This is a genomic window from Flavobacterium hankyongi, from assembly GCF_036840915.1.
In the GTDB taxonomy this organism is placed as follows: Bacteria; Bacteroidota; Bacteroidia; order Flavobacteriales; family Flavobacteriaceae; genus Flavobacterium; species Flavobacterium hankyongi.
Genome location: NZ_CP085725.1, coordinates 2,335,555 through 2,362,301, shown reverse-complemented (window position 1 = coordinate 2,362,301; position 26,747 = coordinate 2,335,555). Strand labels below are relative to the sequence as shown.

Here is a 26,747-nt window from a genome sequence, read left to right as displayed (position 1 = left end):
AATTTATTTTTTTATTCGGGGAGAATAATATATTTGTCCGCTTTATATTAAACTAAGTAGTTGGTTTTCATAGAGCGTTTTACACAATTAAAACAGAGATATATGAGAATTAAATTACTTATTTTTTCTTTACTTTTTAGCGTTGTAGTATGGGGACAGACTTCTGTACAAAATTTTGGAACAGGTACAGGCTCAAATACCACAACTACAGGGAATACAACATTGATTCCAAATCCAACAAGTGGCACTACATGGGCTAGAGGAGGAAATGGAGGTTCAGTAAATCTAGTTACAACGTCTAATCCATTAGGAACGACAGGAGCTTATGTTAGGGCTGTAGCACCTACAGGTGCAGCGGTTGTTAAATTTTCTCCATGGGTCGGATATACTGGTGGAACAGAGTTTTATACATCCTTTAAAGTTTTATTTGGGGATTCATCTGCAAATAATACTGCAACATCAGGAACTTGGGCTTTTTATCAAGGAGCTGGCGGGATGTATTCTGATGCAAATGATTTTTCGGGAGCTCAAGTTTTTACAGGACTTCGATTCACTTATGGAGCAGGAGGTTCAATAACTTTAAATAATAGAGCGGCAGGTGCTTGGAGTACAGCAGGCTTGACAACTTCAACGTTTAGTTCGGGTACTGTCTATACTATTGAAATTGTTGGAAATAATAAAACTAGTGGAACTATAAATTATACTTATAATTGTGTTGCGCGAACAGTTGCGGTACAAAAATTTGACCTTTACATTAATGGAACATTAGTGGGTGATGATTTGGCTGAAGCACAATTGTCGGCAAATGCGTCGATTAATTCAGGAACTTTTATTGGAACAAATAGTACAAGTAATGTTTCCAATGTTTTTGTAGATGATGCAATAACTTATAATGCAGTGCCATCTTCAATAGGTACCAGTAGTCACACAGTAACTTTTAATGCAAATGGTGGGTCTGGAAGTATGTCACCTCAAACTTCTTGTGGTTCTGCAAATCTTACAACTAATACATATACGAATTCAGGTTTTACTTTTAATGGTTGGAATACTGCTAGTAATGGAAGTGGAACATCTTATACCGATGGTCAAACGTATAATTTTTCTGCAGATATAACTTTATATGCACAATGGACACCAGTTGCTTCTGGAAACATAATTACGGTAACACAAGCCACTGGTGGTACAATCTCACCAGGAACAAGTTCAGGAATTACTAACGGTAGTAATTTAGACTTTACGGCTTCACCAACTTCATGTTATGATTTTACTAATTGGGTAGTTGACGGATCTAATGTAGGAAATTCTAATCCATATTCATTTACCAACATAACGGCTAATCATACTATTACTGCAGTTTATACTATAAAGACTTTTGCAATTAGTGCCAATGCAGGTGTTAATGGTTCTATAAGTCCTAATGGTGTTACAAATGTAAATTGTGGGAGCAATCAAACTTATACAATTACTCCTAATGCAGGTTATTTGGTTCAAGACGTTTTGGTTGATGGCGTTTCTTTAGGTTCAATAACATCTTATACTTTTAATAACGTAACAGCTACGCATACTATAAGTGTGACTTTTACTTCCCCATGTTTTTCTGAAGATTTTGCAAGTATTCTTGCAGGAGATAATACTACAACTGGGGGTTCTGGAACTTTATGGTCAGGTAATACTAATTTCCCTGCTGCTGCAAACTCAAGCGCTTATAACGCAGGTGGGGCTGTTAAATTAGGTACTTCAAGTGTTCCCGGTTATATTACTTCAAAGACTTTGACTGGTTTATCGGGGAATTTAGCAGTTGTTTTTGATGTTAAGGGTTGGACTACTGTAGAAGGGGATATAAAAGTTACTTTAGGAGGTAGTGTTCAAACTGTCAGCTATACGGCAGTTATGGCTGGTAGCTTTGAGACTAAAACATTAAATTTTACAGGAATTCCTCTAAATCCTACTTTAAAAATAGAAACCACAGCTAAAAGAGCTTTTATAGATAATGTTAAAATTATTTGTGGAGCACCTTTGTCTCCATGTACAACGCCAAGTGCTCAGGCTACATTATTAAACTTTTCTTCAGTAACATCGACATCTTTTAATGGTGCATATACTGCTGCTTCACCAGTTCCTAGTGGATATTTAGTTGTTTATAGTACAAATGCTACATTATCTGCTTTAGATTTGCCTGTTGATGGAGTAACTTATTCTCTTGGAAATTCTATTGGTGATGGAACTGTAGCTTATGTTGGAAATGGGAATTCATTTTCAGTTTCAGGATTAACATTAGGCACAACATATAACGTGTTTATTTTTTCATATAATTCAGGAACTTGTATTACTTCATATAACACAAATTTACCATTGACAGGAAATGTTACAACAGTTTCAATGATAAATGATTTATGTAATAATGCAACGACTTTAATTGTAAATGCAGCTCCTGTGGCTGGTGATATGACAGGTTCTACATTAACAGCACCATTTACTAAAAAAGATCGTTGGTATACCTTTACAGCAACCTGTTCAAGTACACATGCCATTACAGTCTCAGGTTTTACAGGAGATATAGATATTGAGTTGTTTTCAGGAAGTTGTCCTACAACAACAACATTTATAGATAATTCAAACGGTGCTACTTCGACAGAAACAATAAGTATTGTGTTAACTGCAGGAACAACTTATTATGTTCGCGTATTAGCATTTGATACAACTGCAGAGACTTCTGGATTTAATGTGGGTGTAACTGCAGGAAGTTCATTAAATATAAGTAATACAGGAAGCCCAGCAGCAGGAAATATTAATACTGGTACAAATAATGTTGTAATTATGGGAGTTACTACAACTCCAGCTTGCGCAACTAGTTATGATGTATCTTCCATAATATTGACTAAAGCGGCTACTTCAACTGTTGCTTCAACAGATATTTCTAATTTTAGAATATTTTATGATGCAAATTCAAATGGAGTTGTTGATGGTGCAGAAACTTCAGTTTCAGGTGCTGGTATTGCTTTGAGTGCATCAATGAGCTTTACTTTAGTAGGGCAAACAGGATTAACAACAGAGAAAAGATATCTATTAGTAGCAGACGTATCGGCTACTGCAGTAGTGGGAAGAAAAATAAAAGTAGATTTGTCACCTAACAGTAATTTAGTTGCGACGATTAACCCAGCAGGAACTAAAAATGGTATTGCTTTAGGAAATGTACAAACTATAGTTACACCATCATGTACACCAGTTACAATTGTGTCTGTAATGCCTGCATCAGGTCCTGTGGGGACGCAAGTAACCATAACAGCATCTACAGGTAATTTAACTTCGGCTACTGCTTCTTTTAATGGAGTTGCTGGAACAATTGTTTCAAGTTCGGCTACTCAATTAGTGGTTACAGTACCAACTGGCGCAACAACTGGAAATTTAATTGTGACAGATGCTCAACCGTGTTCTTCGGCTGCAATTGCTTTTACGGTTGTAGATAAGGATATAACTTCATGTCAAAGTTCATCTTTGATAACAGATTTGTTTATTTCTGAAGTTACAGACGCTTCTTCAGGATCTTTAACTTATGTAGAAATTTATAACGGTACATCAAGCTCTATTGATATGGCTGCATTAAATTATGCTGTTAGATTTACAAATTACAATGGTACTTTAAATGACGGTGCTTCTGGAGTAGATGTTGACTTATCATTAGCTGGGGTATTAGCTCCTGGAGATAAATTTATTTTTGGCACAACAGTTGGTACAGCTTGTGTCGTTCCGGGAGGCAATGGTAGTTTAGCTAATCAAACTGGAGTTCATTCTGGAATTAATAATAATGATTTAGTAAAATTAGTAAAAGGAGGAGCGGTAATAGATGTTTGGGGATTTGCAGATGATACGCGTTTCTGGATTACTGATTTAGGATTAGGTGACAGAGGTTATGATTTCGAAAGAAAGAATACTGTTTCGGCGCCTTCTACAACTTTTAATGCAAATGACTGGATAATTATAGATTGGGATAGTTGTAGTGATGATTATTCAAACATAGCAACATATATTCCGGTTGCGGCAACTCCAGTGATAACTATACAACCAACAATTTCTGTAAGTTGTACAACAACCTCAGCAAATTTGAGTGTTACAGCAAATGAAGGATATTCAGGAGGAAATCCATTGGCATATCAATGGTATGTAGTAGCTCCAAATACAGCTACTTGGACTCCAGTAACTAACGGAGGAATATATTCTGGAGCAACTTCAGCTAATCTTGTAATATCATCGGTTGCAACTTTAGATGGATATCAGTTTTATTGTCAAGTAAGAGAAAATACTGCTACATGTTATATAGCTTCTAATTCAGTATTCGTTTCTGTACCTTCAACTGTTTGGAATGGTACAATTTGGACGAAAGGAGCGCCTGATACTGCTAAAATTGCAGTTATTGATGGGAATTATGACACAGCCGCTAATGGTGATTTTGAATGTTGTAGTTTGTTTGTGAATACAAATTATACATTAACTATCAAAGGCGGGGATTTTGTTGCTGTTATTAATAATATTACAAACAGTGGTACATTAAACATAGAAAACAATGGTTCATTAGTTCAGGTTAATGATGTAGGGGTGAATACTGGTGTTATTAACATGCAAAGAACTGCTTTTGTAGATTATAGAGATTATGTTTATTGGTCAACACCTGTTGCTAATTTTAATTCAGCAAATATATCTACCTTCTCAAACAATAGTAATTTGTATAAATGGATTCCAACAGTTCCTGGTAACGGAATTGGAGATTTTGGTAATTGGACAAACGGTACAGAAACAATGGTACTTGGGAAAGGATACATTGAAAGAGGACTTAACAATGCTTCATTAAATTCACCTACGAACTTTACTAGTACATTTACTGGTGTACCAAATAATGGCAGTATTACAACTTCTATTTCAAGAGGCACATATAACACAGTTGGAGTTTATCCTTCACCATACTCTCCAACAAACGCTACACAAGATGATGATAACTGGAATTTATTAGGAAATCCGTATCCATCTTCAATATCAGTAGATGCATTCTTAACAGCTAATTCAAGCAATTTAGATGGGTTTGTTAAAATTTGGTTACACGGTATTGCTCCAAACACATCAGCTGCAGACCCGTTTTATAATAATTATAGTTACAATTATGATTCAAACGATTATTTAACATATAACCTTTCAGGACCTTCAACTCCTGGGGTATTTGATGGATACATTGGAGCAGGACAAGGTTTCATAACTAGAATGTCGACAACAAGCATTTCTACATCAGCAACAGCTGTTTTTAATAATAGTATGAGAAGTAAAACGTACAGAAACGATCAATTTTACAGAAACTCAAATAATAATGTGAGTGTACTTCCTCAGGGTAGAATTTGGATTGATTTAGTTTCTTCTACAGCAAGTAGTTCAACACTTGTTGCTTATGTAAATGGGGCTACAAATGGTAAAGATCAAATGTATGATGCAGATGCTAATTTAAAAGCTAATTTTAGTATTTATTCATTATTAGAAGGGTATGATAGAAACATTATTCAAGGAAGAAGCTTGCCTTTTGATCAAAACGATCAAGTACCGTTGGCAGTAAAAATACCATCTAATGGTAATTATACTATTGGAATTAAAGATGTAGATGGTTTCTTTAATAATGCAAGTCAGTCTATTTATTTAGAAGATAAACTATCAAATGCAATTCATGACCTACGTTCAGCTCCATATCACTTTACAAGTACTAGTGGTGAATTTGTAGATCGTTTTGTGTTGCGTTATACAAATCAAACATTAGGAAATGATCATTTTGAAGTTTTAGATAATAGTGTAAAGGTTTATACTTCAGATAATAGTATAGTAATAAATTCATTGGTAGAGTCAATAAAAACATATGAAATCTACAATGTTTTAGGACAAATGTTGGTAAGTAAAAAACAAGTTAAAGTTAACAAGGCAGAAGAAACTTCATTACAAAAAACGAATCAAGCACTTATAGTAAAAGTGACTTTAAAAAACGGTAAGTCTTTTACTAAAAAAATCCTTCATTAAGAGTGATTTAGTCTAAAATATATTATGCTAAAATGGGGCTTTATAAAGCCCCATTTTTTATTAATTCTTCTCGGTTAGGGAATTATTTAAATTAACTTGAATTTAATCTTTTTTAAGTGTTTCTCATTAGTTTGATTTATAGATTATTGCTATTTTTGCACCGCTAAACTGAATCTTACTAAACCTAACTTGTCATGAGAATGATTTTATTTGCATTGTTGCTGTTTTCGGCGACCAATGCTCAATGTGTTTACCCTACGGGTAATACGCTTAATGGTAGTGCACAAACATTTTGTGTTGGAAACCCAACTAATAGTATTACAATTAACAATGTAAATTCCAAAAATTACACTTTAATTAATGTTGTAAAAGGTTTTACTTATACCTTTTCTGTTGGTGATGTATATTCTGGAAGTAACGAAAAATTAGATATCTATAACGCAACAAGTAATTCTAATATTGCAAATGCGTCTGGTTCTGCTGGAACTTCAATAAATAATTGGGTAGCTACTTATTCAGGACAAATTAAACTAGTTCTATCTAGAGGATCTTGCAGTAATTCAGACACAACAAATGTCTCAGTAACGATTCAATTAGTTAATGTAGGCAATACCCAAGATAATCAAAATAATTTTGGTACGGATACTTGGGTTGGGCATGTTTATAACTGGTTGGGTTCTCCGCCTCCGGGGGGTACTTCTCCGTCTGCACCAGCAGCAACATTGCCATTTGATAGTGCTAGTTATGTTGGATATTATACTATACCATCGGAATCAATTGTAGAAGGTTTTGGAGGTGATAATAACTGCTTGCCAATATATTCTAATGGTGTGGTACGAACAAATATGCAAACGGAAACTTTTGCTGTTAGATATAAAATGCGATCTACAAGACCTGCTGGTTGTTACATTGCAACGATTAGGGGAGATGATGGAATTCGTTTGTATAATGATGGAGTTTTGGTTTTTAATTCTTGGATTCAGCAAGTAGCGACCACATATAGCAATGTGTTAATTTATTTGGATGGAAGTGCTGATTTGGTTTTTGATTTTTATGAAAATTCAGGAGGGAATATAGCGGAATTTAGTTTAACTCCGTTTAACACTAATTTAAACTCAATAACAGCACCTTCTAATTCGATAGTATGTTCTGGAAGTCAATCTGGAGTTATTGATGGTTCTTCATTTGTGTATAATGGTTCTTCAGTAAATCCTACAATTGCATTTCAATGGCAGTCTTCTACAGATAATGTTACCTTTACTGATATTGCAAGTGCAACTTCAGAAGATTATACCCCTCCAGCAATTACAACTTCTACTACTATTGTAAGATATTATAGAAGACAGGTTTCGGCCGTTTCAAATACTTCGGCATGTAAGTTTTCAAGTAACTCTATAGCCATTACTACTACTGGTGGTACAGCTACTACCTCGCCAAGTGCAAATGCAGGATCAGGAGCAACTTGTTCACAAATAACAACCAATTGGAGTGCGATGGTAGGTGCAAGTTCATATCTGTTAGATGTTTCTACAAGTTCGACTTTCGCATCTTTCGTGTCAGGATATAATGGATTGAATGTAGGTAATGTTACAAGTTATATTGTTACAGGCTTAACAGCAAATACTACTTATTATTATAGACTAAGAGCGAATTACACTTGTGGTCTAAGTAGTAATTCTAATCCAATTAGTTATTCTACTCTAGCAATAGTTGCTCCGGTAGCAACTGCGGCAACAGCTATTTCTTGTGGTGATTTTACGGCAAATTGGAATGCGTCTCCTTATGCAACTAGTTATACTATCGATGTAGCTACATCAAATACATTTACAGCTGGAACTATAATAGCGGGTTACTCTGGATTAAATGTTGGTAATGTTACCTCTTTTAATGTAAGTGGTACAACAGAAAGCACATTGTATTATAGAATTAGCGCTGTGGCTGCATGTGGAAATAGTAGTTATTCTAATGTAATTACTGTAACTACTCCTACAACTACATGGAATGGTACTGCATGGAGTAATGGAGTTTCTAGCTCATCTAAGATTGCAATTATTGATGGTAATTATAATACGGCCACAAATGGAAATTTTGAATCTTGTAGTTTATTGGTAAATAATGGGTATGTATTGACTATAAAAAGTGGTAACTCTGTTACCATAGTTAATAATTTGACAAATAATGGCACAATTAATATAGAGAATAATGGTTCTTTAGTTCAGGTTAATAATTCAGGTGTAAATTCAGGTAACATTAATATGCAAAGAACTGCATTTATCGATTTCCGTGATTATGTGTATTGGTCAAGTCCTGTTGCAAATTTTAATTCTGCCAATATATCTACTTATTCAAATAATAATAGTCTTTACAAATGGATTCCTACTGTTGTAGGTAATGGAGTTGGTAATTTTGGTAATTGGGTAAATGGGACAGAGACAATGGTTATTGGTAAAGGCTATATTGAAAGAGGTCTAAACAATGCTCCATTGAACTCGCCAGTTAACTTTACTACCACTTTTGTTGGAGTGCCTAATAATGGTGTTCTTACTACGCCTATATCACGAGGCACTTATAATACTGTTGGAACCTATCCTTCGCCGTATTCTCCAACTAATGCTGCACAAGATGACGATAATTGGAACTTGTTAGGTAATCCATATCCTTCAGCAATATCTGCAAATGCATTTTTAACCGCCAACTCAAGTAATTTAGACGGTTTTGTTAAAATTTGGTTGCATGGTATTGCTCCTAACACTTCAGCTTCAGATCCGTTTTATAACAATTATGGATATAATTATGACCCTAATGATTATTTAACTTATAATCTTTCAGGTCCTTCAATACCTGGAGTATTTGATGGTTATATTGGCTCAGGCCAAGGTTTTATCACTAGAATGTCTGCAACAAGTGCATCTACATCAGCAAATGTTATTTTTAACAACAGTATGAGAAATAAAATGTACAGAAACGATCAATTTTACAGAAACTCAAATAATAATGTGAACGCCCTTTCTCAAGGTAGAATTTGGATTGATTTAGTTTCTTCTACAGCGAGTAGTTCAACACTTATTGCTTATGTAGATGGTGCTACAAACGGTAAGGATCAAATGTATGATGCAGAGGCTAATTTGAAAACTACTTTTGATATTTATTCATTACTAGAAGGGTATGATAGAAATATTATTCAGGGAAGAAGCTTACCTTTTGATCAAAACGATCAAGTGCCTTTAGCTATAAAAATACCATCTAATGGTAATTATACAATAGCTATTAAAGATGTTGATGGGTTCTTTACAGAAGCCAGTCAAGGGATTTATTTAGAAGACAAACTATCAAATATGATCTATGATTTACGTTCATCTCCATATCACTTTACAAGTACAATTGGAGAGTTTACAGATAGATTTGTGTTACGTTATACAAATCAAACATTAGGAAATGATCCGTTTGAAGTTTTAGATAATAGTGTGAAAATTTATGTTTCAGATAATAGTATTGTTATCAACTCTTTTGTTGAATCAATTAAAACTTATGAAATCTATAATGTTTTAGGGCAAACTTTAGTAAGTAAAAAACAAGTTAAAGTTAACAAGGCAGAAGATACTTCAATACAAAAAAGCAATCAAGCTCTTATTGTAAAAGTGACTTTAGAAAATGGAAAATCAATTACGAAAAAAGTTATATACTAAGCTTTTGTAATTATTTAATAAAAGAAAATCCCTCAAACGAGGGATTTTCTTTTTTGTTGAAAACTTGTTACTTTAATGAAATAAAAAACAACTATTTTTACTAAAAATAATTCGATTTAAAATTTAGGAATAATGAGTTCAGAAAAAGAAGCCAAACTAAAAGCGCTACAGCTTACTTTAGATAAATTAGACAAAGCATACGGTAAAGGAACCGTAATGAAAATGGGAGATAAAGCTATCGAAGAAGTTGAAGTAATTGCTTCAGGTTCGTTAGGATTAGACTTGGCTTTAGGTGTAAATGGATATCCAAAAGGAAGAATTATCGAAATTTTTGGGCCAGAATCATCAGGTAAAACTACATTAACATTACACGCTATTGCCGAGGCTCAAAAGGCAGGAGGAATAGCTGCCTTTATTGATGCAGAACATGCTTTTGATCGTTTTTATGCCGAAAAACTAGGAGTAGATATTGACAATTTAATTATTTCTCAGCCAGATAATGGAGAGCAAGCATTAGAAATTGCAGAAAACTTAATTCGTTCAGGAGCTATTGATATTGTGGTTATTGACTCTGTTGCAGCGTTAACTCCAAAAAGTGAAATTGAAGGTGAAATGGGAGATTCAAAAATGGGTCTTCATGCACGTTTAATGTCACAGGCTTTAAGAAAATTAACAGCAACAATTAGTAAAACACATTGTACAGTTTTCTTTATTAACCAGTTGCGTGAAAAGATTGGTGTAATGTTTGGAAACCCTGAAACGACTACAGGTGGTAACGCTTTAAAATTCTACGCTTCGGTACGTTTAGATATTCGTCGTTCATCTCAAATTAAGGATGGTGAAAATGTTTTAGGAAATAGAACAAAAGTAAAAGTTGTTAAAAATAAAGTAGCACCACCTTTTAGAACTGCAGAGTTTGATATTATGTACGGTGAAGGAGTTTCAAAAACTGGAGAGATTTTAGATTTAGCTGTTGAATTTGAGATTATTAAAAAGGCTGGATCATGGTTCAGTTATGGAGATACTAAATTAGGACAAGGACGTGATGCAGTTAAGGCTTTAATAAAAGATAATCCTGAATTAGCAGATGAACTGGAACTTAAAATTAAGCAACTTATAAAAGAAAACGAAAATTAATAAATATATGAAAGCCTCAAATTTAACTTTTGAGGCTTTTGTTTTTTAAATAGCTTATGTAACTTAGTGTTTTAAAATGAGTAAACTATGAAAAAGTTATTGTTTTTTGCTTTAGCAATTGTCACTTTTGGTTGCTCAAAAGATGACTATACAGAAGTTCATTATGAATATGTACCAGTGAATAGTGTTCAATTACCTTCTGAATTTAAAAAGGATAGTATTTATGAGTTGCCCTTTACTTATGTAAGACCTAGCACATGTCATTTTTTTAATGGATTCTATTATGACAAAAAATCAAATGTAAGAACAGTTGCAGTTATAAACGGTGTTTTTGAACAAGATAATTGTACAGCAGCAACAGTTAATCCTATAACCGAAATTTTAAAATTTAAACCTACCACAGAAGATAGTTACATTTTTAAAATCTGGAAAGGGGAGGATTCAAACGGAAACGATGTTTATGAAGAAACTGAGATTCCTGTAGTGCCTTAAACTATTTGTTGGTTTCTTTTTCTAGACGAACTAATTCGTCATACATAATTTTATGAGCGTCATCTCGAATTGTTTTTCGATCATGATGCTCTTTTGTTTTGGTCTCTATGAATTTTAAAATTTTAACTCTTAATTTTCCTGGACTTCCGCTAAAAAAAGTATAGGAAAATCTTCTTTTGTTGTCAGGGAAAATCATAGGAACAATTGGGAGGTTATGGTCTAAGGCCAAATTAAAAGCTCCTGTTTTAAAACTATCTAGAATAATGCTTTCGTCATCTGGAACTTTTCCTTCAGGAAAAATGCAAATACTTAGCTTTTGATTTATTCTTTTCTGAGCTCGCTCATATACTTGTTGTCTGCTTTTTGGGCTGTCTCGATCAACCATAATTACTGCTCGTTTATAAAAGAATCCAAAAAGAGGGATTTTTACCAATTCTTTTTTTCCTACAAACACAAAAGGATTTTTTACAGTTACTAACATCAGCATAATGTCAACCATTGAGGTATGGTTGGCAATAAACATATAACTTTTTTGAGGAATAATTTCTTCTTCAGCTTCTGTTTTTGGATAAAACCCTGCTCCGTATAAAATTACTTTGGCCCAAATTCTGGCCATTTTAAAAAAATGAGGGTACCAACTTTCTTTTAAAAAAGAAAGGAATAAAAAAGGAAACATTACAATGATAGGGAGTAATACTAAAATGTAAAACCAAACACGCCAAAGAATCCAAAAAGGTATTTTTATTATTTTCATAGTGTCAAAAATACACAATCACTTTAAAAATCTCACAAAAGAATTAACTTTGCTAAAAATAGACAAAATTTACAATGGCAAAAATACTTACAGGAATTCAAAGTACTGGAACCCCACATTTAGGGAATTTATTAGGAGCGATTTTACCTGCAATTGAAATAGCGAAAAATCCAGCTAATGAATCGTTTCTTTTTATCGCCGATTTACATTCCATTACACAAATCAAAAACGGTGAGACATTAAGAGGAAACACAAATAGCACAGCTGCTGTATGGCTTGCCTGTGGACTAGATCCTGAAAAAGTTATTTTTTATCGCCAAAGTGATGTTCCTCAAACTACAGAGTTGTCATGGTATTTGAGTTGTTTTTTTCCTTTTCAACGTTTAACATTAGCGCATTCATTCAAAGATAAAGCAGATAGATTAGAAGATGTAAATGCTGGTTTGTTTACGTATCCTATGCTTATGGCGGCTGATATTTTATTATATGATGCAGAAGTGGTACCGGTAGGTAAAGATCAGTTACAACATCTTGAGATTACTCGTGATGTAGCTTCTCGTTTTAACCATCAAATGGGAGAAACGTTTGTTTTACCTGAAGCTTTGACTAGTGAAGATACTAAGTTAGTTCCAGGGACAGATGGTGAAAAAATGAGTAAATCTAGAAACAATATTATCAATATTTTTCTTGATGATAAAGCACTTCGCAAGCAGGTAATGAGCATTGAAACTGATAGCACACCACTTGAAGAACCTAAAAATCCTGATACTTGTAAAATATTTACAATCTTTAAATTATTGGCTAACGAAGAACAAATTGCCGAAATGAAAGAGAAGTATAAAAATGTAAATCGTGATTTTGGTTACGGTCATGCTAAACAAGCTTTGTTCGAATTAATTATTGAAAAGTTTGCTGTAGAAAGAGAGCGTTACAATTATTACATGAACAATCTGGATGAATTAGAAGGATTGTTGCATCAGGGAGCTCAAAAAGCATCTGTAATTGCAGATGGAGTTTTAAAAAGAGTTCGTACTAAATTAGGTTACTAAAAGACTTTCAAATTAATAAAAAAATCCCAAACAATTCACTTAGCTTGTCGAAGGAATGTTTGGGATTTTGCTTTTATAAGTTTTACTCTTCCTGCAAGGCGTTCCAGCCCCTTGCTTTTAGCTCAATTTTAGTATTGGCACGAGTTACTAAATGAATACCTTCGTTTTCTTGAGTCATGTGACCAATAACGGTGAAGTTTGGATTTCCTTTTATTTTGTCGAAGTCGTCTATTTTAATAGTGAATAGTAACTCATAATCTTCTCCACCGTTTAAAGCAATAGTAGTTGAATCAATATTAAACTCTTCGCAAACATTAATAAACTGAGGATCTAATGGAAGCTTGTCTTCATAAAGATTACAACCAACACCAGATTGTTTACAGATGTGCATGATTTCTGAAGATAATCCGTCAGAAATGTCAATCATCGCAGTAGGTTTAATATCCAATGCTTTTAAAATTTCTGCTACATCTTTTCGTGCTTCTGGTTTAAGTTGTCTTTCAATTAAGTAAGTATAATTGTCTAAATCAGGTTGGTTATTAGGGTTGACTTGAAACACTTGTTTTTCTCTTTCCAAAACCTGTAATCCCATATATGCAGCTCCTAAATCTCCTGAAACCACTAATAAATCACCTTGTTTTGCTCCATTACGGTAAGTAATATCTTCTGCATCGGCTTCTCCTAAAGCAGTAATAGAAAGTATTAGTCCTTTTTGTGAAGAGGTTGTATCACCTCCAACAACATCTACATTATATTGTTTTGCTGCCAAAGTGATTCCTTCGTACAATTCTTCCAGTGCTTCTAAAGGAAAACGATTTGAAACAGCTACCGAAACCGTAATTTGAGTTGCTTTGGCGTTCATGGCATAAATATCCGAAACATTCACCACAACCGCTTTATAACCTAAATGCTTCAATGGCATGTAAGCTAAATCAAAATGAACACCTTCAATTAGTAAATCGGTAGAAACGATTGTTTTTTTGTTTTGGAAGTCCAAAACGGCAGCATCATCACCAATTCCTTTCAGGGTTGAGGTGTTTTTTATTTCGAAATGTTTTGTCAAATGGTCAATCAAACCGAATTCGCCCAATTGAGCAATGCTGGTTCTTTGTGGTGTTTTATCTTCTATCATGTTTGTCAAATTTCTGAACGACAAAGGTACAAAGTTTTTTAGGCTTAAAATTTTTTAAAATTCGATTTTACTACTGACAAACTGTTGTCACTTGCCCATCTTAATTTTGTTTCAGTAATCATTAAAACACTTAAAAAATGAACACAGAAGCAGTTTCACAGGTAATCAGTCAAGAAGATTTATTAAAACACTGGCAAGGTCACAGAGCATTAACAAGACGTGTAATCGAATTATTTCCTGAAAAAGATTTCTTTGAATTTTCGGTTGGAGGAATGCGTCCGTTTGCAAAACTGGCAGATGAACTTTTAGCAATTGCAGCTCCAGCTTTAAGAGGTATCGTGAACAGAGATGTGCAACCTTTTACAGAAGGCTCAACGCAGGGTTTTACAACAAAATCTCAATATTTAGAACAATGGGACAAAGACACAAAAGAGATTGATACGCTTTGGCAACAATTGTCGCTAGAGGATTTTAGCGACACTTTTAATCTTTTCGGACAGTATGAATTCCCGATTATCCAGAACATTCTTTATTTTATTGATAACGAAGTACACCATCGCGGACAGGGCTATTTGTATTTGAGAGCATTAAATATAGAGCCACCATTTTTCTGGGAAAGACAATAATGAGTAAGTTGATATAATCCTAAACTATTAAGTTTGGGATTGTTTTTTTTGAAGTAATCTGTTTGTGTTCAGTTCTAGTAATTCAAGAACACGATCTTTTAATTCGTCTGGTTCAAGTATATCTGCATGATCTGCAAACATTAAATACCACCTTGGGAAACTTTCCTTAATGTCAAAGCACATGAAAGTCATTTCGACTTGATTGCCAATGTTTTTTTCTGAAACAAATCCGTATTGTTTGCGTTCCCAGTTGAGGTAGCGTGCTATTTTTTTATTTACAAGAATACGTACTTTGATTAAGGAATGAATTGATTTTTCTTTATGGAGTAATTCCTCGAGTGTTTTGTGTTCGATTGTAAAATCTAAATCAGTTTTCTTGATTTGCTGTATTCGGTCGGTACGAAATTGACGGTAGTCTTTCCGTAAATGACAATAACCTAAGACATACCAAAAGTTATTTTGATGAAAAATACCTACTGGTTCTATAATTCTTTCGTTGATTTCTTCGGTATCGAAGGTTTGGTACAAAAGTAATGTCTGCTTTCTTTCTGCAATACTTTCAAAGAATAATGTTAACGCATTAGGCGCATTTTCATTGAAAAGCTTTTGATTGGATTGCATAATCACTTTCGACTCAATGGTGTCCAACCAGTCCTTGTCGCTATTTTTTAATACTGCTTTGAGTTTATACATCGCCGATTTATAGTGTTTGTCTAAAGCAGCATCGGTAAATTTTTGCATTAATTTTTCAGCAGCAATAAAACTACTGGCTTCTTCTCTTGTAAACATGATGGGCGGAAGACGGTAACCATCCATTAAGGAATAACCAATACCTGCTTCGCTGTAAATAGGGACACCCGAAGCTTCAAGTGTACGCACATCTCTGTAAATGGTTCTAAGGCTTACATTAAAACGATCGGCCAAATCCTGTGCTCTTACAATCTTTTTAGATTGCAACTGGATTAGAATAGCAATTATTCGATCGAATTTATTAAGAGAATCATCCATGAATGAGGAGTATAACTTTTATTTCAAAGATATAGTTTTATGTATATTTCTAAAAAAGCATATTGAGAATAATTATGTGAAAATTATATAAGTTAATGTTGAGATAAATTAAAAATGACACAACTAATTCTGTCTTAGAAGTGCCATTTTAATATTAAAATCGTTGAAAACTATCTTTTCAAACTAAAATGCGCCTTAAATTCTTGGTCTTGACCATTAAATTTATAGAAAACTTGAAACCAATAATCGGTTGAAGGTAGTGGTTGTCCATTAAAAGTTCCGTCCCATCCTTGCGTTGCTGGTCTAATCTGTTTCAAGAATTTCCCAAATCTATCATAGATATAGATGTAAGACTCTGGTTGATTCGCTAAGGTTTTAATATTCCATGTTTCATGATATCCATCGCCATTTGGAGTAAAATATCTTGGATAATCAAGTACTGTTGCTTTTATAGTGACACTTCCACAATTGTTAAGTGTATCAGTGATTGTAATTAAATGTTCACCAGCTGTAACATTAGTAAACACATTACTTTGCTGTGTTGGCCCATTATCAAGTTGATAGATGTAGTCTCCATACCCTTGGTCAATAGTAACAGTGATGTCTATTTGATCTTCAAATGCAGCTGAGACATGAGCTGAAGCTACAGCCACACTCGATTTCTTTACAGTTACTTTAGTTGGTTTATAATTGCAATTTGCTCCAACATCTGGAGTTAGTTTTATAAATTCTACATCATAAACGCCTTCTTGAGTTGCTGTGTAACTAACACCTGTACCCATCAAAGTTCCATTTAGATACCAATTCGCATTAAACAAAGTTGGATTTAAGTTTGTATTAATAGTATAAGAACTAGTTGTGGCATTTGTTATAGGATCTACACAAATATATCCATCAGGTAAAGTAATATCTAATAGAGGATATACTGTAAATGTGAAAGAATCTTCATCATTACAATTTATATTATTGGTAGCAGTAGCATACCTGTAAACTGTATATGAAACTGGAGTCGAACCAGTGTTGGTGTATGTGTAATTAGCTGGAGAAATTAAACCTATGCCTCCTGGACTCGAATAGTAATTAATAGTGTAGCTAACTGTTGGTAATGGTGGTAGTGTGTATGATCCACATTTTTCTGAATTAAAAACCTGAGTAGGAATAACTGGAGTATCAGAAACAGTAATTACAAATGATTTTTCCTCGATACATGTTGAACCAAATCTGCCTGCGTTTACTGCATAAACATAAATAGTTACTGGAGTATTTGCAGAAGTAAAAGTCATTCCGTTAGGAACAGGGTTTGTGCCGTTTGTATTAAAAAAATACCCAATACTATAACTAGTACTTGGCTCTGGTGGTACATGAGTTAATACAGGAAGAGTATAAGTATCACATACATTTTCGTTTTGATAAGTAGGAAGATTAATTCCATTATAGTATACTTCAAAAGGTTTGTCAAATACACAACCAGTTGCAGGATTTATATTATACATATAGAACGTATTGTCTGATGTAAACACTTGTGATGATGTTACAACAGTTCCACTGCCGTTAGGGCCACCTGGAGCTGTATAAACGGTTCCGTTAGTTGGAGTTGGTATCGAATAAGCATTACATTCTATTCTGTTGATTGGATCATCGGTTACTGGATAAGGAATGATATTGATTGTGAATGAACTTTCGTTGTCACAGCCATTCGCATCAGGGTTTGTGTAAATCCAATACGTTCCAGGATTAAGATTAGATCCAGACAAATCAATTATTGAACCTGCAGGAATAGCTACTTGTCCAGGTATAGTTGGTCCTCCTTGTAATAAATAATAATTTCCGTTTGTAGGAACAGGTAATATAAATTCGCCACAATGGGTTCCATTAGGAATTGTATCTACAGCAGGTTTTGGGTTTATTGTAATTTGATAGTTTAGATTGTTTGCTTCAGTACAATTAGGTACGGTAGTTGTAGCAGCGTAATAGTAAACTGTTTGTGATGTTGTTATTAGAATGTTTGGATCTATTGAATTCCCACCACCACTGGGAGCATCAAAATAACCACCAATAGAAACAGGAGGTAACATATAGCTACCACATGCTTGTTGAGGTGTGTAAAGAGAAGTGTCAATTATGGAAATATTTAAATCATTTTCAGTGATACAAAATCCAATGTTTCCATTTACATCGGTGTAGCTGTTTGCATTGTATACATAAACTGTTTGGGTTGATGTTATATTATTCCCGGCTGATAATGTTACTTGACCGGGAGCGCTTGGTCCTCCTGATACACTATAATAAGTGCCATTAGTCAATGCCGGTAACGTATATGAGTCACAAGTGACTACGTCTGAAGGATTATCTGCTAATGGTAATGGGTGAATATTTATAGTAAATAATCTATCAGTACAAAAAGAGTCATTTACATCAGCATAATAATAAATATTTTGCGTGATTGAAGTTGTTGATGACGGATTTGTAAAAACGGTACCTACAGGAATTAAAGTTCCAGTACCAGTCGGTCCTCCAGGAGCAGTATAAAAAGCTCCAATATTATAATCGGGTTGAGGTACAGTAAATGAACCACAATTATCTAGAGAAGGTTCATATTCGTCTACAAAATGAGCATAAAATTGAGACTGATTTGTACAACCATTTGCATCAGGTCCAGCAAAAATGTAATAGGTTCCCGAAGTATTAATTACATCACCAGGATTTAACTGACTACCAGTACCGTTTGAACCTGTGTAATAGGTTCCATTCGCAATGGGCAAAAGAGTGTAATTGTTACATTCAACTATTGGACCTATTGTTGAAACTATAGGGAGAGGGTTAATTGTAATTACGGCACTGGTTACATCAAAACAATTTGAGTTTGATATGTTTTGCATACGAATCCAAACTGTTATTGATGTTAAACCAGGAGGTATGTTTAAAGAGCTTCCTATACTGTTTATTCCTTGTTGTGCGTCTGTTTGTGTTGTATAATAAGTTATGGTGAAATTTCCAGCTGGTTGACCATTTAGTACATCTAAATTAAGAGTTGTCAAAGTATAATTTTGACCAACCGCATTGTCACAAATAGAGTCTGTAATATTTGTTCCGGCAACAACAGGTCCTGTTACGATTAAATAAAAAGGATATAAGGTGTCACAAAACTGATTTGTTTGTGTGTTAAATATTTTAATGTATATCGTTTGTCCTCCAGTGCTTGTGTAAGTACTTAAATTTAAAGCTGGAATAGGATTGTTTGCGTTAGCATTAGCAACAGAATCATAATAGAAAACATCGTAAATCGTATTGTCTATACCAAGTGTTGCTTCATTATTTGTAGTTAAATCAAAATTGTAACTAGGACTCCCATCTCCACAAACGTAAAGATCTATGGGATTGTTAACAGCTAAATTATTAAAAACAATTGTATCTGTCAATGAGCAGCTTCCTTTAGTTATGTTTACAGTATATGTGCCAGGTTGGGTAACGGTAAATGTTGCTCCTGTTTGACCTGTTGAGATTCCATCTAAAAGCCAATCAAAAGTGTATGAGGTATCAAGATTCGTGTCTAGTGTATAGGTGTCTCCAGTACAAATTATTCTATCTGGTCCTAAATCGAAAGTATTTTGAAAACTTCCAGCGCCTATAAATACTGCCGAATCATAATCTGAATCACCATAATCTGCAATTACAAGTTTAAGGCGATATGGTGTATTAGGAGTAACTGGTGAAGCTGCATTTAAAACAACAGTATGTCCTCTCATGTTTAACGTAGAAGCGCCTGGATTGTTTACGTTGTAAATAGAAAAAAGATTTGGATTAGATGATCCGCAAGTATTGTTATATAATGCGTTTTTAATTGTTTTAACAGAAACTGGAGTTGAGGTGCTTGGTATTACTGCTAAGTTAGTTGTTACGCCAGTTGTTAAATTCGTTAACTCAAAAGCAAAGATATCATTTGATAAGCATTGGAATTGACCATATTCATTTGAGGCAAATAAAAAATCAAAACTAAAAGCACTTGAAATAGGCACAAAATCAAATTGTAAATATGATAAATCTGTTATTGCTGTTGTTTGTCCACTACTAGTATTGCTTAGGTTTTGCAGAAAAGCGTCTGTCCCTCCCCCTGTTGCAACAGAACTCATATTGGCTCCTGTATATGTGCCTTGTGAAAAAATTGCTTGACCATTTCTAAGTATAATTCCTTCGTTAATTGGGAAAGCTGACCCGTTTTTATTGAAATATGCAACAGACTGCGAAGAAGAAATTCCAATATTTGATACAGTCACACAAGAATTGCCAAGTAATAAGTTAACTAAATCACTTGGGCTATTAGTAGTATTATCAACAGTAATCGTTTGGGAAAAAACATTACTCCCTAAGCATAGTAGTAAAATGTAAATTACTTTCTTCATAAAAGTCAGCTTTGGGCTTAATAAAGATACAAAATTTAACATTTTGAAAATAGGTTTTAAGGTTAAGATTTGTTTTTAGGACAAAAAAGTCCAATTGGGTTTACAATTGGACTTTGAAATATATATTTCTTATTTTTAATCGTTTAGTTTCAAAACAGCCATGAATGCAGATTGGGGTATTTCTACATTTCCTACTTGTCGCATACGTTTTTTACCAGCTTTTTGTTTTTCTAACAATTTACGTTTACGAGAAATATCTCCACCATAACATTTTGCAGTTACATCTTTACGTAAGGCTTTGATTGTTTCGCGAGCAATAATTTTTGCTCCAATCGCGGCTTGGATTGGAATGTCAAACTGTTGTCTTGGTATTAATTCGCGCAGTTTTTCGCACATTTTTTTACCAATGTGATATGCATTGTCCTCGTGGATTAAAGCTGATAAAGCATCAACATTTTGACCGTTTAATAAAACATCTAAACGAACTAGTTTAGAGGTTCTCATCCCTATTGGGTGATAATCAAATGAAGCATATCCTTTAGAAACTGTTTTTAATCTATCATAGAAATCAAATACAATTTCGGCTAATGGCATGTCAAAGTTTAACTCTACACGTTCAGTAGTTAAATAGGTTTGATTAGTAATTTGACCTCTTTTTTCAATACACAAACTCATTACATTTCCTACGAAATCAGCCTTAGTAATAATTGTTGCTTTAATAAAAGGCTCTTCAACTCTATCTAGTTTTGATGGTTCAGGTAAATCTGAAGGGTTGTTTACTATGAAAGGAGTTTCAGGATCTTTTTTACTGTAAGCTAAGTACGATACGTTGGGAACGGTTGTGATTACTGTCATGTTGAATTCACGTTCCAAACGCTCTTGAATAATCTCCATATGTAACATTCCTAAGAATCCACAACGGAAACCAAAACCTAATGCAGCCGAACTTTCTGCAGTAAATACAAGCGAAGCATCATTTAGCTGTAATTTTTCCATAGAGGCTCGAAGTTCTTCGTAATCTTCAGTATCAACAGGATAAATTCCTGCAAATACCATTGGTTTTACATCTTCGAAACCATGAATCATATTTGTTGTTGGGGTCTTTGCATCAGTGATGGTATCTCCAACTTTTACTTCTTTAGCTTCTTTAATACCTGAGATTAAGTAACCAACATCACCAGTTGAAACTTTATCTTTAGGGACTTGATTTAGTTTTAAAGTTCCAATTTCATCAGCAAAATATTCATTGCCAGTAGCCATGAATTTTATTTTTTGTCCCTTTTTGATTTCTCCATTTTTCACTCGGAAAATAACTTCGATTCCTCTAAATGGATTGTAAACTGAGTCAAAAATCAAGGCTTGTAATGGCTCTTCTGGATTACCTTTAGGAGCTGGTATTTTTTCAATGATTGCTGCTAAAATATTCTCAACACCAAACCCTGTTTTACCAGAAGCATGAATAATATCCTCTAACTTACAACCAAGTAAATCTATAATGTCATCACTAACTTCTTCAGGATTAGCACTTGGTAAATCAACTTTGTTTAAAACTGGAATAATTTCTAAATCATTTTCTAATGCTAAATATAGATTAGAAATTGTTTGCGCTTGAATACTTTGTGCTGCATCAACAATCAATAAAGCACCTTCACAAGCTGCAATTGAACGCGACACTTCGTAAGAGAAATCTACGTGTCCTGGTGTGTCAATTAGATTCAGGATGTAGTCTTCTCCTTTGTATTTGTATTCCATTTGGATGGCGTGACTTTTAATTGTGATACCACGCTCACGCTCCAAATCCATGTTGTCAAGTAATTGAGCTTTTTCCTCACGAGCAGTTACTGTTTGCGTTGCTCCCAATAAGCGGTCAGCCAAAGTACTTTTACCATGGTCAATATGTGCAATAATGCAAAAATTTCTAATGTGTTTCATGTGTATTCTATATTGTTTTTTTTGGAACATGTAATGCTCCGCATGCCAATCTTCTGTCTTTTTTTTGTGCGTTCCCGCCTTCATTCTTTCGGTTGTCAGGCTTTTTACCCTAAAAGGATACAGCTATAATCCTTAACACAACCCTAAAAGTAGGGAATTAATCTGCAAATATAGTTTAAAATAGTCAGTTTCAAAGTGGTGAGACAACAGTTTGTACTGTTATCTTTTTTCTATTGTTGTAAATATTGTATTTTTGCAAAAAATTAGCACCCATGCCCAAAATTGGCAACATAGAATTACCAGATTTTCCACTATTGCTGGCTCCCATGGAGGATGTTAGTGATCCGCCTTTTCGTCGTTTGTGCAAACTACATGGGGCAGATTTAATGTATTCTGAGTTTATTTCTAGTGAGGGGTTAATTCGTGATGCCATAAAAAGTAGACAAAAGCTTGATATTTTTGATTACGAGCGACCTGTTGGGATTCAGATTTTTGGAGGTGATGAAGAAGCGATGGAAATGTCAGCTAGAATCGTAGACACCGTTCAACCAGATTTAGTGGATATTAATTTTGGTTGTCCTGTAAAAAAAGTAGTCTGTAAAGGAGCTGGAGCTGGAGTGTTAAAAGATGTTGACTTGATGGTGCGTTTAACCAAATCAGTAATCAAAGGCACAAGTCTTCCGGTGACGGTAAAAACTCGTTTGGGATGGGATGAGAATTCAATTAATATAGATGAAGTAGCCGAAAGACTACAAGATATTGGGGTGCAAGCCTTAACCGTTCATGCACGTACGCGGGCACAGATGTATAAAGGGCATTCCGATTGGTCCCACATCCAACGTATCAAAGAAAACCCAAGAATTACGATGCCTATCTTCGGAAATGGGGATATCGATTCTCCTGAAAAAGCGTTAGAATACAAAAACAAATACGGTCTCGACGGAATGATGATTGGCCGTGCAGCAATAGGTTACCCCTGGATTTTCGACGAAATCAAACATTATTTCAAAACAGGAGAACATTTGCCACTGCCAAATATCGCAGCTAGAGTTGAAGCAGCGCGAAATCATTTAATTTGGTCTATGGAATGGAAGGGTGAACGTGTAGGAATTGTTGAAATGCGTCGTCATTATACAAATTATTTTAAAGGAATTCCACATTTTAAAGAGCATAGGCAGAAATTAGTTACCCTTGATGAACATAATGCTTTACTACAAGTTTTTGATGATATTATTCAAGATTATAGCGGCCAATTAGTCTAATAAAATAAAAGTCCCAATTTTGGGACTTTTTTTATGTTTTAAAAAGAAATATTTTTCTTACAATTTATATATTTGATTGCTAAATAATAAAATATATAAACATCGATTTAAATATGAGCAGAATTCGTATCGTAGGAGGGAAAATCACTAAGCATACTGTGGGTACTCACAATATGTATGCAGAAGAGAGTATAGTTTTTCGTTCGGATAAAGCAATTTCTGAAAAAGGAGAGGAAAAAGGCGTTACATATGGGAAACCAAAAAAGGCTCCGCCAGTTGTAAAAAGTTTGTTAAAATGTGTTGTAGAATTTAGACCAAGCAAAGATTGGAAAGGAGAATTTGGATTTGATTGGAATAGAAAATCTGATAGCCAAATGCCCGTTGATGAAAAGTATTCAGATGTTGTAGGTAAATACGGTACTTTATACGCAACAAATCCAAAAGCAATTTTTACACAAAGCAATAGTTTATATATTAAGCATCTTTTAGAGTATGAAATGTTTATTGTAGACGGTTATTCAAGATATTACGTGCCCAATATGACACTAATGAAAAATGAAAAGGCAATTTTGGATGCGGCTATCGAAATTTCAGAACAACCAGATTCGATGTGTTATGAGTATGATGAAAATATTTTTCAGATTACAATTCTTGAAAAACTCAGTAATAAAAAAGGGAAGCATTATAATGATAAAGTAATAGAGATAAAATGCTTAAAAGAGTTTTCAAGTGTACAAAAAATAGAATTAATTGCTACAAAAGACAAAATCAATAAAAAAGTAGGACAAATAAACATATTGCCTAATAATATTGTGAAAGATGTTAATGTAGTGTTTATTCCTGTTCGTCACAACAGTAAAACAGGTGCTGTTAAAGGTTATGAATTGCAAATTCTTAACAATGCTTTTAAACAATCATATATAAAAGGATCTATTATTCAATTATCAAAATATATTGAAGTTGGAGATTGGTGGTTCGATTTGTTTTTCACTACAAAAGATAAAAAAGGAAACACAATATTGGATACCTCAAACGTTCGTTCTATTCACAGAGCATTGGACGATAAATTTTTTGAAGACAAAAAAAACGATATTTATAAGGATTATTATAGGTTATATATGTTGCCAGATGGAACCTTGAACGGAGTTGCTGAAGATATTGGAGGAAATGCAAAAGTCGTAGTGGTCTATCAAGGTAGAAACGATTCGACAGCCCCACATGAGTTGATGCATGCTATGGGCTTGTATCATACATTTGATAATGATGGAAAATTTACCTACAAATTACATAAAACGGATAATATTATGGATTATACCCATCAAGCAGGTAAAAGTAGATTTTCGACCAATAAATGGCAATGGAAAATTCTAAATTCAAAAATTTAATATGAATAATATAAAAAAAATAATTGCTATAACTTTTGCTTTAAGTTTATTACAATGTACAGGACAAACTGAAAAAGGGGTGCAATATCCAAAAGAAAAAATTATGACACAAGATAGATTTGATATTAATAGATTTAAAGACTATCCAGATGCTATTGTATTTGGTGAAGAAAAAAAATTGACTCCGACAGAAGATACTTTATCGGATGGGACGGTTATTATATATTCATGGGGTAATGGACTTGATAATAAAAAATATTACTCTAAATTAATTAAGACGCCAGTTCCTTCAATAACTGAAGTATATAAAGAGTATTATAATAACGGTATTCTTAAAGAAGAAACAGAAAGATTTATAGGTTCTTCAATGAATTCAGATCAAATCAAGTTTGGGATATCAAAATTTTATGATGAAACCGGGAGATTAATAAAAATTATACATGAATCGGTTCGTTATGAGCAAATCACTGTTAAGCCATTGCAATTGTTTGATATTCTAAAAAAAACACCTCTTTTTGTAAGTTTGACAGATGAGGAAAAAGCTCATTTTAAGTATATATTTGGTTTAACAGAAGATAAATCAGAAGTGACCCCTCAAATAGTACATAAGGCTCTGAAAGAAGAATTTATACTTAATCCTAAAGATAGGGAAAATGCAGTAAGAGTTTTTTTAACCTTATCAAAAGACACAAGAAAGTGGTATGTTACGAAAGATATTTATCCTTTTGGATTAATAGAATTTGAAGTGGATACAAAATCTGGGAACGTGTCTAATAGGGAATATAAAAAAGAGTGGAGACCTTAATTTCATTAGTCGTAGTGGGGTCTATCAAGGCGGAAACGATTCGACAGCCCCATATGAATTAATGCATGCAATGGGATTATATCATACTTTTGATAATGATGGAAAATTTACATACAAGCTTTACAATACTGACAATATTATGGATTATACTCACCAAGTTAGGGAAGATAGATTTTCGACCAATAAGTGGCAATGGAAAATTCTTAATTCAAATATGTAGAAGAAATTATGAGAAAGATAATTTTAATAATTCTTGCATTTGGTTTAATGCAGTGTACTGGGCAAACAGAAAAAGGAGTAGAATATCCAAAAGAAAAAATTATGACACAAGATAGATTTGATATTAAAAAATTTAATGAATGTTTAGAAAAAAAGGAAAAAGAAAATCCAATGCAAGATTTGTCTCAGTGTGTGGAGATTTTGAAAAATGGTGAGAAAATATCTAGCTATGAAACGACTGAAGATTATGTCATGTTGATAGATTTAGCTAGCCCTAAATTATTTCAAAAATATATGAGATACTATAAAAATGGGATTATAAAAGAAGAAACAGAAAGATTTATAGGTTCTTCAATGAATTCAGATCAAATCAAATTTGGAATAACAAAATTTTATGATGAAACGGGTAGGTTAGTAAAAACAATAGATGAATCGGTTCGTTATGAAAATATAGTTGTAAAGCCATTACAATTATTCGAAATTTTAAAGAAAACACCTCTTTTTGTAAGTTTGACAGATGATGAAAAAGCTCATTTTAAGTATATATTAAGTTTAACTGAGGATAAATCAGAAGTCACTCCTCAAGCGGTCCATAAAGCTTTGAAAGAAGAATTTATACTTAATCCAGTTGATAGAGAAAATGTAAAGAGAGTTTTTTTGACATTGTCGAAAGATACAAGAAAGTGGTATGTTACGAAAGATATTTATCCTTTTGGATTAATAGAATTTGAAGTGGATACAAAATCTGGAGACGTGTCTAATAGGGAATATAAAAAAGAATGGAGGCCTTAATTTCATTAAAAAGTATTTTAAAC

15 protein-coding genes are annotated in these 26,747 nt (G+C 33.6%); 10 read left to right on the top strand and 5 right to left on the bottom strand.

What is annotated here, in order from left to right:
• Positions 1–102: 102 nt before the first annotated feature.
• The 4 genes from LJY17_RS10835 (at position 103) to LJY17_RS10820 (ending at position 11,360) form a co-directional block, all read left to right on the top strand.
• Complete coding sequence (locus LJY17_RS10835; RefSeq protein WP_264543840.1) at positions 103–6,045, top strand: InlB B-repeat-containing protein; 5,943 nt, start codon at positions 103–105, stop codon at positions 6,043–6,045.
• 194 nt (positions 6,046–6,239) lie between these two features.
• Positions 6,240–9,731, top strand: coding sequence for a T9SS sorting signal type C domain-containing protein (locus LJY17_RS10830; RefSeq protein WP_264543839.1), 3,492 nt, complete (start codon positions 6,240–6,242; stop codon positions 9,729–9,731).
• 132 nt (positions 9,732–9,863) lie between these two features.
• Positions 9,864–10,868, top strand: a complete 1,005-nt coding sequence (gene recA / locus LJY17_RS10825; protein WP_073307748.1) for a recombinase RecA — start codon at positions 9,864–9,866, stop codon at positions 10,866–10,868.
• Positions 10,869–10,955: 87 nt separating this feature from the next.
• Positions 10,956–11,360 carry a hypothetical protein gene (locus LJY17_RS10820; protein WP_264543838.1) on the top strand — a complete coding sequence of 135 codons (405 nt, stop codon included), beginning with the start codon at positions 10,956–10,958 and terminating at the stop codon, positions 11,358–11,360.
• A 1-nt stretch (position 11,361) separates the two neighbouring features.
• Here the strand turns inward: LJY17_RS10820 and LJY17_RS10815 are convergent, their stop codons facing one another.
• Positions 11,362–12,114 (bottom strand): lysophospholipid acyltransferase family protein, encoded by a 753-nt coding sequence (locus LJY17_RS10815; protein ID WP_264543837.1) that lies wholly within the window; start codon positions 12,112–12,114, stop codon positions 11,362–11,364.
• Between the two features lie 74 nt (positions 12,115–12,188).
• Between LJY17_RS10815 and trpS the strand changes: the two genes are divergently transcribed.
• A complete protein-coding gene (trpS, locus tag LJY17_RS10810) occupies positions 12,189–13,163 on the top strand; it encodes a tryptophan--tRNA ligase (RefSeq protein ID WP_264543836.1) in 975 nt (324 codons plus the stop codon).
• 82 nt (positions 13,164–13,245) lie between these two features.
• On the opposite strand, the gene thiL is transcribed toward trpS, so the two are convergent.
• Entirely contained in the window at positions 13,246–14,295 is a 1,050-nt protein-coding gene (thiL, locus tag LJY17_RS10805; RefSeq protein ID WP_264543835.1) for a thiamine-phosphate kinase, read from the bottom strand.
• Between the two features lie 137 nt (positions 14,296–14,432).
• Here thiL and LJY17_RS10800 point away from each other — a divergent pair, with 137 nt between their 5' ends.
• The gene (locus LJY17_RS10800) at positions 14,433–14,921 is read left to right on the top strand and encodes a DinB family protein (protein WP_264543834.1); all 489 of its coding nucleotides are present in this window, start codon (positions 14,433–14,435) and stop codon (positions 14,919–14,921) included.
• Between the two features lie 27 nt (positions 14,922–14,948).
• Here LJY17_RS10800 and LJY17_RS10795 read toward each other — a convergent pair whose 3' ends face one another.
• The 3 genes from LJY17_RS10795 to lepA form a co-directional block, all read right to left on the bottom strand.
• Positions 14,949–15,929 (bottom strand): helix-turn-helix transcriptional regulator, encoded by a 981-nt coding sequence (locus LJY17_RS10795; RefSeq protein WP_264543833.1) that lies wholly within the window; start codon positions 15,927–15,929, stop codon positions 14,949–14,951.
• 170 nt (positions 15,930–16,099) lie between these two features.
• Positions 16,100–20,329 (bottom strand): T9SS type B sorting domain-containing protein, encoded by a 4,230-nt coding sequence (locus tag LJY17_RS10790; protein WP_264543832.1) that lies wholly within the window; start codon positions 20,327–20,329, stop codon positions 16,100–16,102.
• A gap of 135 nt (positions 20,330–20,464) precedes the next feature.
• A complete protein-coding gene (lepA, locus tag LJY17_RS10785) occupies positions 20,465–22,261 on the bottom strand; it encodes a translation elongation factor 4 (protein ID WP_264543831.1) in 1,797 nt (598 codons plus the stop codon).
• 272 nt (positions 22,262–22,533) lie between these two features.
• On the opposite strand from lepA, the gene dusB reads away from it, so the two are divergent.
• From dusB to LJY17_RS10765, 4 genes are all read left to right on the top strand, one after another.
• Complete coding sequence (gene dusB / locus LJY17_RS10780) at positions 22,534–23,523, top strand: tRNA dihydrouridine synthase DusB (protein ID WP_264543830.1); 990 nt, start codon at positions 22,534–22,536, stop codon at positions 23,521–23,523.
• A 113-nt stretch (positions 23,524–23,636) separates the two neighbouring features.
• Positions 23,637–24,908 carry a hypothetical protein gene (locus LJY17_RS10775; protein ID WP_264543829.1) on the top strand — a complete coding sequence of 424 codons (1,272 nt, stop codon included), beginning with the start codon at positions 23,637–23,639 and terminating at the stop codon, positions 24,906–24,908.
• Between the two features lies 1 nt (position 24,909).
• Positions 24,910–25,713 (top strand): hypothetical protein, encoded by an 804-nt coding sequence (locus LJY17_RS10770; protein ID WP_264543828.1) that lies wholly within the window; start codon positions 24,910–24,912, stop codon positions 25,711–25,713.
• A 228-nt stretch (positions 25,714–25,941) separates the two neighbouring features.
• Positions 25,942–26,724, top strand: coding sequence for a hypothetical protein (locus LJY17_RS10765; RefSeq protein ID WP_264543827.1), 783 nt, complete (start codon positions 25,942–25,944; stop codon positions 26,722–26,724).
• Positions 26,725–26,747: the final 23 nt, after the last annotated feature.

Coding starts and splice junctions, on each gene's coding strand:
- LJY17_RS10835 (WP_264543840.1), top strand. CDS start 103: ATGAGAATTAAATTACTTATTTTTTCTTTACTTTTTAGCGTTGTAGTA.
- LJY17_RS10830 (WP_264543839.1), top strand. CDS start 6,240: ATGAGAATGATTTTATTTGCATTGTTGCTGTTTTCGGCGACCAATGCT.
- recA (WP_073307748.1), top strand. CDS start 9,864: ATGAGTTCAGAAAAAGAAGCCAAACTAAAAGCGCTACAGCTTACTTTA.
- LJY17_RS10820 (WP_264543838.1), top strand. CDS start 10,956: ATGAAAAAGTTATTGTTTTTTGCTTTAGCAATTGTCACTTTTGGTTGC.
- LJY17_RS10815 (WP_264543837.1), bottom strand. CDS start 12,114: ATGAAAATAATAAAAATACCTTTTTGGATTCTTTGGCGTGTTTGGTTT.
- trpS (WP_264543836.1), top strand. CDS start 12,189: ATGGCAAAAATACTTACAGGAATTCAAAGTACTGGAACCCCACATTTA.
- thiL (WP_264543835.1), bottom strand. CDS start 14,295: ATGATAGAAGATAAAACACCACAAAGAACCAGCATTGCTCAATTGGGC.
- LJY17_RS10800 (WP_264543834.1), top strand. CDS start 14,433: ATGAACACAGAAGCAGTTTCACAGGTAATCAGTCAAGAAGATTTATTA.
- LJY17_RS10795 (WP_264543833.1), bottom strand. CDS start 15,929: ATGGATGATTCTCTTAATAAATTCGATCGAATAATTGCTATTCTAATC.
- LJY17_RS10790 (WP_264543832.1), bottom strand. CDS start 20,329: ATGAAGAAAGTAATTTACATTTTACTACTATGCTTAGGGAGTAATGTT.
- lepA (WP_264543831.1), bottom strand. CDS start 22,261: ATGAAACACATTAGAAATTTTTGCATTATTGCACATATTGACCATGGT.
- dusB (WP_264543830.1), top strand. CDS start 22,534: ATGCCCAAAATTGGCAACATAGAATTACCAGATTTTCCACTATTGCTG.
- LJY17_RS10775 (WP_264543829.1), top strand. CDS start 23,637: ATGAGCAGAATTCGTATCGTAGGAGGGAAAATCACTAAGCATACTGTG.
- LJY17_RS10770 (WP_264543828.1), top strand. CDS start 24,910: ATGAATAATATAAAAAAAATAATTGCTATAACTTTTGCTTTAAGTTTA.
- LJY17_RS10765 (WP_264543827.1), top strand. CDS start 25,942: ATGAGAAAGATAATTTTAATAATTCTTGCATTTGGTTTAATGCAGTGT.